8 protein-coding genes are annotated in these 12,605 nt (G+C 75.6%); 5 read left to right on the top strand and 3 right to left on the bottom strand.

The window, feature by feature from the left end; all coding sequences use genetic code 11:
- The first annotated feature begins 203 nt into the window (after positions 1-203).
- The 5 genes from COO58_RS16155 (at position 204) to COO58_RS16135 (ending at position 4,967) form a co-directional block, all read left to right on the top strand.
- On the top strand, positions 204-779 hold the full coding sequence (locus COO58_RS16155) for a winged helix-turn-helix domain-containing protein (RefSeq protein WP_098745577.1): 576 nt from the start codon (positions 204-206) through the stop codon (positions 777-779).
- Positions 780-832: 53 nt separating this feature from the next.
- Complete coding sequence (locus COO58_RS16150; protein ID WP_098745575.1) at positions 833-2,272, top strand: cryptochrome/photolyase family protein; 1,440 nt, start codon at positions 833-835, stop codon at positions 2,270-2,272.
- Positions 2,273-2,372: 100 nt separating this feature from the next.
- Entirely contained in the window at positions 2,373-3,143 is a 771-nt protein-coding gene (locus COO58_RS16145) for a DedA family protein (protein WP_098745574.1), read from the top strand.
- A gap of 34 nt (positions 3,144-3,177) precedes the next feature.
- Entirely contained in the window at positions 3,178-4,332 is a 1,155-nt protein-coding gene (locus COO58_RS16140; RefSeq protein WP_098745572.1) for a sensor histidine kinase, read from the top strand.
- Positions 4,323-4,967, top strand: coding sequence for a response regulator transcription factor (locus COO58_RS16135; protein WP_098745571.1), 645 nt, complete (start codon positions 4,323-4,325; stop codon positions 4,965-4,967). Before COO58_RS16140 ends, COO58_RS16135 begins: the two co-directional genes overlap by 10 nt.
- A gap of 4 nt (positions 4,968-4,971) precedes the next feature.
- Here the strand turns inward: COO58_RS16135 and COO58_RS16130 are convergent, their stop codons facing one another.
- The 3 genes from COO58_RS16130 to COO58_RS16120 are packed head-to-tail and all read right to left on the bottom strand — an operon-like array spanning position 4,972 to position 12,430.
- Complete coding sequence (locus COO58_RS16130; protein WP_091578794.1) at positions 4,972-6,144, bottom strand: PLP-dependent aspartate aminotransferase family protein; 1,173 nt, start codon at positions 6,142-6,144, stop codon at positions 4,972-4,974.
- Positions 6,141-11,414, bottom strand: coding sequence for a non-ribosomal peptide synthetase (locus COO58_RS16125; RefSeq protein ID WP_098745569.1), 5,274 nt, complete (start codon positions 11,412-11,414; stop codon positions 6,141-6,143). The genes COO58_RS16130 and COO58_RS16125 overlap by 4 nt, the downstream gene beginning before the upstream one ends.
- Positions 11,411-12,430 carry a TauD/TfdA family dioxygenase gene (locus COO58_RS16120; RefSeq protein ID WP_098745567.1) on the bottom strand — a complete coding sequence of 340 codons (1,020 nt, stop codon included), beginning with the start codon at positions 12,428-12,430 and terminating at the stop codon, positions 11,411-11,413. Before COO58_RS16120 ends, COO58_RS16125 begins: the two co-directional genes overlap by 4 nt.
- Positions 12,431-12,605 lie beyond the last annotated feature (175 nt).

The following is a 12,605-nucleotide window of genomic DNA, read 5'->3' as shown; positions in this document are numbered from 1 at the left end:
CCAGGAGCTGCGCTCCCGACTGGTCACTCCGGTTTGAGACGAACCCCCCAGGCCCCCTAGGCGCCGTGCGGGTCTACGCCGGTCACCTGAATGGACACTATGATCGACACCGAAGGACGATCAATGACCGTACGTGAGCAACTTGTCACCAACAGGCCCTCCGATCGCGGACCGGTTGACAGTGACTGTCACGGTGGGGTGCGGTGACGACTGACGACACGAGCGCGACGACCGCCGGCGCCGACCCGGCGGAGCGTCCCTTCTCGCTGGTCATCGGCGTCACGCCGTCACCGGCGGAACGGTTGCGGCTCACCGAGCTGCTGGACGGCGTCGCGCCGTTGCTGATCGTCGCCGACCTGGACGAGCTGCGCGAGTTGATCAATCCCGGTGAGGGTGTCCGGCGGGGTCCACCGTTGACGCTCCCGGATGGGGCGGGGCCCTCAACCGACGCCCGGGAGTCCGCGCCCGACCGCGCGTTGGTGATCGACGTCGCCCGGTCCAGCGCCCGGTGGGGTGACCGGGAGGTCGCGCTCACCCGGCTGGAGCGGGACCTGCTGACCTGCCTGACCGCCGAGCCGGTGCGGGTGTGGAGCTACGCCGAGCTGCACCGCGCGGTCTGGCACGACGCGGCGACGCAGCGCCGGGCCGACGTGCAGTCCCTGGTCAAGCGGCTGCGCCGCAAGCTCGACGGGTTGGGCACCGGGGTCACCGTCGTCGCGGTACGCGGCGTCGGCCTGCGGTTGACCGATCACCGCCGCCCTCCGGTCCGGGGCGACTGACCCGCGATTCCGTCCGCACGATTCGTCGAGTCCGAAAGGGGCATCTCCCGGACATGTCACGCTGGCGCTGGCTTCTGGCGGACCAGGTGGGTCCCCACTTCCTCGACGACGACGCGCAACGCGTCCTGCTGGTGGAGACCCGGTCGCTGTTCGCCCACCGGCGGCTGCACCGCCAGAAGGCGCACCTGATCCTGTCCACGCTGCGACATCGCGCCGCCGAACTCGGCGACCGGGCCCGGCTGGTACGCGCCGACACGTTCCGGGAGGCGCTCGCCGGCCTGGGCGAGCCGGTCGAGGTGGTGCACCCGGCGTCGCGGGCGGCGCTGGCGTTCGCCCGTACCGTCGACGGGTTGACCGTGCTCCCGCCGCGCGGGTTCGTCACCGACCGTGCCGACTTCGCGGCCTGGGCCGACCGGCGGCGCGGCCAGCTGCGGATGGCCGACTTCTACCGGTACGCGCTGAACCGTCACGACCTGCTGCGCGACCTGCCGGCCCCGGCGCGCCGGCTCCGCCGGCGGCCACCGACCGACGTGCCGCCACCGCCGGCGATCGTCGAGGACGACATCGACGCGCAGGTCCGCCGTGACCTGGACCGGTGGGAGGCGGAGGGGATCCGGTTCGTCGGCCGGGACGCGCCGCGCCGCCACCCGGCCACGCACGCCGAGGCGCGGGCCCGGCTCACGCACTTCCTCGACCACCGGCTGCCCGCGTACGCCGACACCGACGGCCTGCTCGTCGACGGCGACGGCCGCCTCGCGTCCAGCGTGCTGTCGTCCTCGTTCAACCTCGGGCTGCTCGACCCGGAGCCGGCGATCCGGGCCGCCGAGCGCGCCGGCCGGGACGGCACGGCGCCGCCTGCGGCGGTGCACCGGTTCGTCCGTGGCCTGTTCGGGTGGCGCGAGTTCCTGTGGCAGCTCTACTGGTACTTCGCGCCGCGCTTCCGCGGCGTCGGCTGGCTCGCCGCCACCCGGCCGCTGCCGGACTGGTTCGACCGCCTCGACGCCGACGCGGTGGAGGCGCGCTGCCTGGCCGACGTGCTGGCCGGCGTTCGCGACACCGGCTGGGCGAGTCAGACCGCACGGCTGACCGTGCTCGGCAACTACGGGCTGCAACGCGGCTGGCGCCCCGCCGACCTGGCCGACTGGTTCCAGCGCAGCTTCGTCGACGGCGCCGACTGGGTCATGAACGCCACCGTCATCGGCATGAGCCAGTACGCCGACCTGGCCCGCATCGACACCCACCCCTGGGCGTTCGACGGCGCGCACGTCGACCGGATCAGCGACTACTGCGGCGGCTGCCGGTACGAGCCGGCGGTGGCGCTCGGCGACGACGCCTGCCCGTACACCGCCGGGTTCGACACGTTCCTGCACCGCAACCGGGAGCGGCTCTCCGCCAACCCGCGTCTCGCCGCCGCGCTGGCCGAGCGCACCGACCCGCAGCGCCGCGACGCGGTGCTGGCGCAGGAGGAGAAACGCGGCGACGAGGCACCCTGACCGGGGGTGCGGAAAACCCCAGGGCTGCGGTCCGGTCGACCCGCTCAGGCGTGCGTTCTCCCTCATGGTCCACGCCCCGCCACGGCCATAGCGTCGGGACATGATCGATTCATGGCACCTCACGACCTCCGCCGCCGCGCCGACGCCCGGTGACACCGGCGGCCTGGCCGGATTCGCGGCCGACCTGGTCGAGCGCCTCGGCGCTCCCGGCGCCGGACTGGCGGTGGCGCTGGAGAACCTGTTCCCGCCGATCCCGAGCGAGGTGATCCTGCCGTTGGCCGGCTTCGCCGCCAGCCAGGGCCGGATGAGCCTGTTCGCCGCGATCGCGTGGACCACGCTCGGCTCCGTCGTCGGCGCGGTGGTCCTCTACCAGGTCGGCGTGGTGCTCGGCCGGGACCGGGTACGGGCCATCGTCCGGCGACTCCCGCTGGTCAAGCTCAGCGACCTCGACCGGACCGAGGCGTGGTTCGCCCGGCACGGCACGGCGACCGTCTTCTTCGGGCGCATGATCCCGATCTTCCGGAGCCTGATCTCCGTTCCGGCCGGCGTGGAACGGATGCCGATCGGCAGGTTCCTGCTCTACACCACGCTCGGCAGCCTCGTCTGGAACACCGTGTTCGTGCTCGCCGGCTACCAGCTCGGCGCCAACTGGCACGTGGTCGAGGAATGGGCGGGGGCGTTCCAGAACGTCGTCATCGTCGTCTGCGTGCTCGTGCTCGGCGCGCTCGTGGTGGCCGGGCTGCTCCGGCAGCGGCGACGTCCGGTCGCCGCGGAGGTCGCCGGTGATCCGACTCCGCGTGGCGGACCGGGCCTGCCGGTGCGATCCGGCACCGTGTACCGCAGCCGGGGTCACCTGGGGGAGGATCGCTGAGCGGCGGCACCGGCGGGCCGGCGGGGAGGGGCGGATGGTGGTGACCGGAGGCGTGCGGATCGGCCGGTGGGCGCGGCCCGTGGCCGGCGTCGCCGCCGGTGTCGTCACCGCCGCCGTCGAGATGGCGATCCTGGTCGCGTCCGGCCTGCTGCTGACCCTGACCGTGCCGGCCCCGGCGCTGCGCCGCCGCGTCCTCGCCGCCGTCCTTCGGTACGCCCCGGTGGCCGCCCGGTGGGAGCGGCGGCGGCTGGCCTGGGCCGCGAACCGTCCGGCGCCCGCCCCGTTGCGCGCCACCGGCCGGCGGGCCGTCGGCTACCTCGCGCTGCGGGTCGTGCCGGGCCTGCTCGGCGCGCTCACCGTCGGGGTGCTGGCTGTGGGCGTGGTGCTCGCGGCCGTCCTCCTCCGTGCCGTCGTGACCGGCGGCGTCGCCGTGCCCGATCTGCTGCTGCAACTCGTGATCGGGGCGGGCCTGCTCCTGGTGAACCTCCAGGCGGTCGCCAGCGTCGGCGCGCTGGACCGGCATCTCGCGCGGCGCATGCTGGAGCCCGACGGCGAAGACGCGCTGCGGCGCCGGATCGACGAGCTGACCGAGAGCCGGGCCGGCGTCATGGCGGCGGTCGACGCGGAGCGCCGGCGGATCGAGCGGGACCTGCACGACGGCGTGCAGCAGCGTCTCGTCGCGCTCGGCATGCTCCTGGGTCGCGCGCGACGCAGCCGCGACCCGGACCGGGCGCGGGCCCTGCTGGACCAGGCGCACGCCGACGTGCAGTGGGCCCTCGACGAGCTGCGGGAGGTGGCCTGGCAGGTCTACCCGTCGGCGCTCGACCACAGCCCGCTGGACGAGGTGCTGACCATGGTGGCCCGGCGCACGCCGATCCCGGTGCGGATCAGCCACGCACTGCCCGACCGCCCGCCGCGTCCGGTCGAGGCCGTGCTCTACTTCATCGCCTGCGAGGCGATCACCAACGCGGCGAAGCACGCCGGCGCTACCGTGATCGACATCGAGATCAGGGCCGGGGACGGGGGAGTGGACATGTGGGTCCGTGACGACGGCCGGGGCGGGGCCGATCCCGCCGGCAGCGGGCTGCGTGGCCTCGCCCGGCGGGCCGCGGCTCTCGACGGCAACCTCGACGTGTCCAGTCCGCCGGGCGGTCCGACCACGATCCGGGCGACGCTCCCGTGCGGATAGTCCTGGCCGAGGACTCGACGCTGCTCCGCGACGGGCTCACCCGGTTGCTGGTCGACGAGGGGCACGAGGTGGTGGCCGCGGTGGGCGACGCCGACCACCTGGTCGCCGCCGTCGCGCGGCACCGTCCCGAGGTGGTGGTCACCGATGTGCGGATGCCGCCCACCAACAGCGACGACGGGTTGCGGGCCGCGCTGGAGATCCGACGCGAGTTCCCCACCGTCGCGGTGCTGGTCCTGTCCCAGTACGTCGAGAAGCGCTACGCCGCCCAGTTGCTCGCCGACCGCTCCGAGGGCGTCGGGTACGTGTTGAAGGACCGCGTCGCCCAGGTCGAGGACTTCCTCGACGCGCTCGACCGGGTCGCCGCCGGCGCCACCGCGCTCGATCCGGAAGTGGTGCGGCAGCTCATGTCGGGCACGAGCCGCACCGATCCGCTCAGCCGTCTCACCCCACGAGAACGCGACGTGTTGCACCACATGGCGCAGGGCCACACCAACGCCGCCGTCGCCCAGCGGCTGCACGTCTCGCAGAGCGCGGTGGAGAAGCACGTCAACGCCATCTTCGACAAGCTCGACCTCTCCGATGCCACCGGCTACAGCCGCCGGGTGCTGGCGATCCTGCGGTATCTGGGCTCCTGAGCCGTCAGGCCGGCACCCCCTCCAACGCGGTCCGGAAGTCGGCCACCAGGTCGTCGGTGTCCTCGATGCCGGTGGAGACGCGGACCAGGCCCGCGCCGATGCCGGCGGCGGCGAGCTGCTCGGCGTCCACGATGCCGGCCCACATCGAGCGCGGGTGCACCACGAGCGTGCTGACGCTGCCGAGGCTGGCCGCCCGCTTGCCCAGGCGCAGCCCGGCCAGCAGCGCCGCCGCGCCGGCCCGCCCGGCCGCCAGCTCGACGCCGAGCACCCCGCCGAAGCCGGTCATCTGCCGGCGGGCCAGCGTGTGCTGGGGGTGCGAGGGCAGCCCCGGATAGCGGACCCGGGCCACCGCCGGGTGACCCTCCAGCGCCCCGGCCAGCGCGAGCGCGTTGGCGTTGTGCCGCTGCACCCGCAGCGCCAGCGTGCGCAGGCCGCGCAGCAGCAGCCAGGCGTCGACCGGGCCGAGCGTGGCGCCGGTGACGATCGCCGTGCGCCACACCCGCTCGATCAGCTCCGCGCCGCCGACCACCACCCCGGCGGACACGTCGGAGTGCCCGCCGAGGAACTTGGTGCCGCTGTGCCACACCAGGTCCGCCCCGGCGTCCAGCGGACGCTGGTTGACCGGGGTGGCGAACGTGTTGTCCACCACCACCAGCGCGCCGGCGGCGTGCGCGGTCGCCACCACGGCGGCCAGGTCGGTCAGCTCCAGCAGCGGGTTGCTCGGCGTCTCCACCAGCACCAGCCGGGTCTGCGGCCGCAGCGCCCGGGCGAACGCGTCCGCGTCCGTCTGGTCGACAGACGTGCACGTGACGCCGAAGCGGGCCAGCAGGCCGGTGGCCAGCGAGGTGGTGCCGCCGTAGGTGCTGCGCTGCACCACCACGTGGTCGCCGGCCGCGAGCAGGGCCAGCGCGACCGTGCTGATCGCGCCCATCCCGGACGCGGTGACCAACCCGGTCTCCGCGCCCTCCAGCTCGGCGACCACGGCGGCCACCTGGGCGTGGTTGGGGTTGCCGTAGCGGGTGTAGAACGCGCTGCCCCGCGCCTCGGTCGCGATCTCGGTGAACCGCTCGTCGGACTCGGCGCTGAACGTCGCGCTCTGCACGATCGGCGGGGCCACCGACCCGCCCGGAACCAGGCCGTCGTCACCGTGCACCGCGATCGTGCCGAACCCGGTCATCCGCGGGCCACCCGGTCGACCAGCGCCCGGTAGCTGCCCAGCGCGGTGAACTCGGGCAGCGTCAGGTCACTGCCGTGGCGCTGTCGCAGGACGGTGACCAGACGCAGCGCGCGCAGCGAGTCGCCGCCGGCGGTGACGAAGTCGGTCGCCGGGTCACGCGGCGCGGCGCCGAGCACCTCCTGCCAGGCCGCCGCCACCCGGTCCGCCCACCGCTGCCGCGCGTCCCCGCCGGCCGCCGGGGACGCCACCGCCGGCAGGGGCGCGGCCGGGTCGGCGGCCAGCAGCCGGCGGAAGCCGTCGGCAAGCGCGTCCACCCGCTCGGCCGGCACGTGCCGGTGGTCGTACTGGATCATCAGCCCGAGGCGACCGGCGTCCAGCTCGGCGTCGACGGCGAGGCTGAACGCCACGTCCACGGTGACGCCCCGGCTGTCCACGATGCGACTGCCGGCACCGGCCGGTCGCGCCGGGAAGTGCGTCCAGTTGAAGAAGTGGTCGAAGCGCGGGCCCGCGCCGCCGGCCCGGACGATCTCGGCCAGCGGGAAGCGGTGGTGGCCCATCAGCTCCCGCTCGGCCCGCCACGCCGCAGCGGCCAGCTCGGCCACCGACCGGGTGCCCAGCGCGACCCGCACCGGCAGCGTGTTGAGGAACAACCCGAGCGTCGCGTCGCTGCCCTCCCCCTCGGGTCGGCCGCCGACCACCAGGCCGCTGACCACGTCGTCCCGGCCGGCCAGCTCGCCGAGCAGGCGCAGGTGCAGGGCGAACAGCCAGGACTTGACCGGCACCCCGGCGTCCCGGGCCACCTCGGCCACCCGCTCGGTGGTGCCGGCCCGCAGCGGCACCCGCTGGGTGGTGGTGGTCCTCGGCTGCGCCCTGCCGACCAGCAACGGCGGCGCGGCGCCGGCGCCGTCACGCCAGAACCGCCGGGTCGCCGGGTCGGCCAGGGCCGCCCGCTCGGCCGTCACGTACTCCCGGAACGGCAGACCCGGATCGGCGGCGGCCGGTGTGCCGGCCCGCTCCCGGTCGTACGCGCCGAGCAGGTCGGTGAGGAACAGGTGCAGGCTCCAGCCGTCGAGGACGGCGTGGTGCTCGGCGACCAGCAGCGTGAACGTGTCCCCGTCGGCTCGCAGCGCGTGCAGCCGCAGCAGCGGCGGCCGGGTGAGGTCGAACGGGCGGAGACGTTCCTCGGCGACCAGCGCGTCGATCCGGTCGCGGCGGGCCTGCGGGTCCAGGCCGGACAGGTCGGTCACCGGCAGGTCGACCGGCACCCGCTCGTGCACGAGTTGCAGCGGTTCGGCGTACGCGCCGAGCGCGAAGCCGGTGCGCAGCACCGGGTGGGCGTCGACCAGGGCGGTCAGCGCGCGGCGCAGCGCCGCCGGATCCAGCGGCGCGGCCACCTCGTGCGCGGTGACGTTGTGGTAGACGGCGGGGTCACCGGTCAACTCGCCGTGGTAGACCATGCCGAGCTGGAGCGCGGTCATCGGATACGCGTCCACCAGCCCGTCCGGCAGCAACTCCCGGTCGGCCACGCCGACGAGCGCAAATCTGTCGGCCGTGCCGACGAGGGAGATCCTGGCGGCCGGCTCGGGCACGAGGCCGTCCAGCGTGATCCGGCCGTGGGCGACCAGTTCCCGGATCGTCTGGTGGGTGAAGATGTCGTTGAGCTGGAACGACAACCCGCGTTTCTGCGCCGCGACCTGCATCTGGATGCTGCGGATGGAGTCGCCGCCGAGCGCGAAGAAGCTGTCGGTGACGCCGAACGACGCCACGCCGAGCACCTCACGCCACGCCTCGACCAGGATCTCCTCGGCCCGGTTGGCCGGTGCGGTCGCCGGGTCGTCGGCCGGCCGTTCCACCCGGGGCGCGGGCAGCGCCGCCCGGTCGAGCTTGCCGTTGCGGGTCAGCGGCAACTCGTCGAGCACCACCACGGCGGCCGGCACCAGGTGCGCCGGCAGCCGCTGCGCGAGCCACTCCTGGACGGTGGGCGCCGGCCCGGCGTCGGCGGCGGGCGTCCCCTCCGACGCGGCGGCGTACTCGGGGCGGACCGCGTGCAGGGTGTGCCGGTCGGTGCCGGCGAGCAGGTCGTCCTGCCGGGTGACCACGGTGAACCCGCGCGCCTCCAGCAGCGCCACCAGCTCGGCCAGCCGGCCGGCGGTCGCGGTGCCGGGCGCGTCGTGCACCTCCATGGCGACCTGCGCGACCAGCGGCCAGTGCCGGTCGTCCAGCCCGGCGAGCACGTCCGCCTCGGCCCGCTGCACGTCGATCTTCAGCAGGTCGATCCGGTGCGGGGCCAGCTCGTCCAGGACGGCCGACAGCGGCCGGACCGGCACGGTCAGCTCCCGGCCGGCGAACCGCTCGGCGAGCAGCTCGTCGGCCCGGTCGAGCAGCACGTCCCGCTCACCGGCGCCGGCGTCGCGCTCGTTGGCCAGGTACCGCTTGATCACGCTGATCTCGGCGTCCGGGTCGGCGTACGCGGCGTGCCCGGACATCATCGAGTAGCCCGGGTAGTAGGTGAAGGAGACCTCGCCGTCGGCCCGGGACAGCCCGTGGGCGTGCACCGTGGCCGGCACGCCGAACTCGGCGACGTTGCGGCGCAACGCGTCGGCCACGGCCGGCACCGGCTCGAACGCGTGGATCGTCGCGTCCGGACAGACCTGGTGCACGAAGAGCGAGAACATGCCGATGTTCGCGCCCACGTCGAGCACCGTCGCGCCGGGGCGCAGCGTGATCCCGTCGCGCAGGTAGACCCGCTGGACGAAGATCTCGTCGTACAGGTAGCGGGTCTCGTGCGGGTTGATCCCGGTCACCCGCCCGAGGTCGAGCGGGGCGGACCCGGACCGCGGCCGGACGTAGGCGACCAGCCGGTCGCCGTACCCGTCGTCGTCGCGGGCGACCACGGCGGCGTCGGCCACCCCCGGGTGCTCACGCAGCACGGCGGCGACCTCGCCCGGCTCCACCCGGAAGCCGTGGATCTTCACCTGGTCGTCGAGCCGGCCCAGGTAGCGCAGCCGCCGCTCGGCGTCGAAGCGGACCCGGTCGCCGGTGCGGTAGACCCGCTCGGCGCCGCCGTCGGGCAGCGGCAGCGCGACGAACCGGCGGGCGGTCGCCTCCGGGTCGCCCGGGTATCCCTCGGCCAGCTGCGGACCGGCCACGCACAGCTCGCCGGCCACGCCGGGCGGGACCGGGCGCAGCCGCTCGTCCAGCACCCGGACCGCGACGCCGGGCAGCGGCCGGCCGATCGTCGGCGGCTCGTCCGCGTGGATCTCCGCGACGGTGGTGTCCACCGTGCACTCGGTCGGGCCGTACAGGTTGACCGCGCGCACGCCGGGCAGTGTCGCCACCGCCGACCACAGGTCCTCCGGGACCGCCTCGCCGCCGAGCAGCAGCAGCCCGGGCAGCCGGGCGTCGCCCGCGCCGGCGAGCAGGATGCGCAGCTGGGAGGGGGTCAGGTCGAGCACGTCCACCCGGTGCTCGGCGAGCGCCCCGGCGAGCGCCGCGCCGTCGCGGCGCACGTCGTCGGGCACCAGGTGGAGGGAGCGGCCGTGGGCGAGCTGCACCAGCTGTTTCACCGAGGCGTCGAACGTCAGCGGCGCGTTCACCGCCACCCGCAGGCCCGGCGGGCTGCCCGCGTACACGGTCGCCTCCAGCGCGCCGGCCAGGTGCGCGGCGGCGGCGTGCGACACCCGCACCGGGCGGGGCGTGCCGGTGGAGCCGGAGGTGAAGATGACGTACGCCGGGTCGGTCGGGGCCGGCGCGGTCGCGGGCGCCGCGCCGCCGGCGGCGACCAGCTCCGCGACGGACACCGTCGCCGGGCCGCCGACGCCGACCACGCAGTCGGCGCCGACCGCGCGCAGCTGCGCGGCCAGGCGCGGCGCCGGGGCGTCCGGGTCGAGCGGCACGAACACCGCGCCGGCACGCAGCACGCCGAGGAACGCCACCACCGTGTCCCGGGAGCGGGCGGCGAGCACGCCCACCGGCGCGCCGGCCAGGCCGCGCGCGGCCAGCGCCGCGGCCACCCGCGCGGCGCGGCGGTCCAGCTCCTCGACCGGGTACGCGCCGTCGGCCGCCGACACCGCCGTGGCGCCCCGGTCCATCCCGGCCAGGCCCGCGTCGATCAGGTCGACGAGGGTACGCCCCGGCGTCGCGCCCACCGTGCCGCCGGCCTCGGCCAGCCACCCGGCCTCCCCGGCGCCGAGCACGGCGAGCGGGGCGTCGCCGGCCAACGCGGCCGGCAGGCTGCGCAGCACCGCCACCACCGAGTCGAGCAGCCACCGCCCCCCGGTCACCCGCAGTGTCACCTCGTCGCCGCCGGTGCGCACGGTGAGCCGCGGCCCGGCCGGCGCCGGCGGGACGGGCACGTCCGCCGAGGTGCCGCCCAGCCCGGCCACCACGGCCGGCGCGACGGCCGGTTCCAGCGCGAACCCGGCGACCGCGCCGGTGCTCTCGTCGACCGGGTCGACCAGGTGGAACGTCTCATCGGCGACCGTCTCGGCGGCGCGGACGGCGGCCAGCAGCGCGGCCGGTTCCGCCGGCAGCGGCAGCGCCAGTCGCAGCGGTCCGTAGCCGCCCAGCGGGCCGACCACGCCGGCGGTGCCCTCGGCGTGCCGGCCGTCGTGCCAGCGGGCCAGCACCAGGTCCGCCTCCTCGGCCCCGTCGGGCGCCTCGGCCCGCCGGGCCACCGCGAGCGCCCAGGCGGCGAGCAGCACCGTGCCGACGGGTGCGTCCGCGACGCGGGCGACCTCGGCCAGCTCGGCGGCGGGCAGCGTCGCGGTGACCGTGGCGCCCGGGTCGTCCCCGTGCGGCTCGACCAGCCGCGCGGCCGGCGCGCCCGGTGCGGCGGCCGGGGCCGCCTCCCGCTCCTCCACCTGCCACTCGGTGACGTCGAGGAACTGCAACGCCTCCTCGTCGGCCGGCGGCAGGTCACCGGCGTAGGCGCGGGCCAGGTCGGCCAGGACCAGGCGCAGGCCGGCCGGGTCGGCGATCAGCGGGGTGGCGGCCAGCTCCAACGCGTCGTCGGTGAGGGTGACCGACAGCTCGCCCTGCGCGCCGACCGTGACCGCGCGGTCGTCGTCCACGTCCTGCAACGGCACCCGCAGCCCTGGGTGGTGCACCAGGGTCAGCCGCAGCGCCTCGTGCCGGGCCACCACCGTGTCGACGGCGGCCTGCAACCGGGCCGGGTCGAGCGGCCGGTCCAGCTGGACCCGCGCCCGGACCAGGTCCTGCTTGCCGGACCAGGCCAGCCGCTGGACCGGGGACAGACGGTATCCGTTCACAGCACACTCCGGTTCACGTAGAGGTCGGACATGGCGACCAGGATCTGCCGGTCGCCGGTGAAGGGTTCCCGGCCGTGGGTGGCCAGGAAGTTGTCCACCACCAGCACGTCGCCGCGCCGCCAGGGCACGGAGAGGGCGTGCTGCCGGTACAGCTCGCGGATGCCGGTGACCACCTCGTCGGCGATCGGCTCGCCGTCGCCGTGGTAGGCGTTGCGGGGCAGCCCCTCCGGGCCGTACTCGCGCAGCAGCGCGCCGGCCACCTCGGGCGGCATGTTCGAGACGTGGAACAGGTGGGCGTGGTTGAACCACACCGTCTCCCCGGTACGCGGGTGCGTCGCCGTCGCCTGCCGGCGCGCCACGGTCCGCAGCCCGTCGGAGCCCAGCCAGGTGAACTCCGTCGCCGAGGCGGCGCAGTACGCCTCCACCTCCGCCCGGTCGGTGGTCTGGAACGCCTCCTGCCAGGGCAGGTCCAGGTGCGGCCCGTAGTTGCGTACGTAGCGGACGCCGTCGCGGCCGAACCGCTCCCGCACCTCGGCCGGGATCAGCGGGGTGATCACCCGCTCGGCGGCCAGCGGGGTCGCGCCGCCGTCGCCGGTGGCCGGCTGCGCGCAGTAGAAGAACAGGTGCGTCGGCCAGTTGTGCGAGTACGACATCTCGTGGTGCAGCGGGATCCACTGGGCGGCGTTGAACTCGGTCGAGGTGAACACCTTGTCCGCCACCTCGTGCCGGGGCGCTGCGCGCTCCAGGTAGCCCAGCAGCTCCGGGCCGATCTCCCGGGCCGCGCGCCCGAAGTCGTCGGCGCTGCGCACGTCGAACCCGCGGAAGAACACCGCCGCGTGCCGGTCCAGGTCGGCCAGCAGCTCGGCCCGCCGCCCGGCGAGCCAGCCGGCCAGGTCGAGGTCGGGCACGGCGGCCTCGACCAGCAGCACGAAGTCGTCAGCGCCGAGCGTGCGCCGGGTCACCGGTGCGGAGACGGTGCCACCGCTGCCCCGCCGGCGCGGCCCCGGGGCGCTCACCGGGCCGTCCTCGTTCGCGACTGCGGGGCTCGCAGGACCGGCTCGCTCCTCGCGCTCACCGGGGCCGTCCTCGTTCGCGACTGCGGGGCTCGCAGGACCGGCTCGCTCCTCGCGCTCACCGGGGCCGTCCTCGTTCGCGACTGCGGGGCTCGCAGGACCGGCTCGCTCCTCGCGC

Source organism: Micromonospora sp. WMMA1996, from assembly GCF_002573675.1.
In the GTDB taxonomy this organism is placed as follows: Bacteria; Actinomycetota; Actinomycetes; order Mycobacteriales; family Micromonosporaceae; genus Micromonospora; species Micromonospora sediminicola.
This window is presented reverse-complemented; position numbering and strand designations above follow the sequence as displayed.

Coding starts and splice junctions, on each gene's coding strand:
- COO58_RS16150 (WP_098745575.1), top strand. CDS start 833: ATGTCACGCTGGCGCTGGCTTCTGGCGGACCAGGTGGGTCCCCACTTC.
- COO58_RS16145 (WP_098745574.1), top strand. CDS start 2,373: ATGATCGATTCATGGCACCTCACGACCTCCGCCGCCGCGCCGACGCCC.
- COO58_RS16140 (WP_098745572.1), top strand. CDS start 3,178: ATGGTGGTGACCGGAGGCGTGCGGATCGGCCGGTGGGCGCGGCCCGTG.
- COO58_RS16130 (WP_091578794.1), bottom strand. CDS start 6,144: ATGACCGGGTTCGGCACGATCGCGGTGCACGGTGACGACGGCCTGGTT.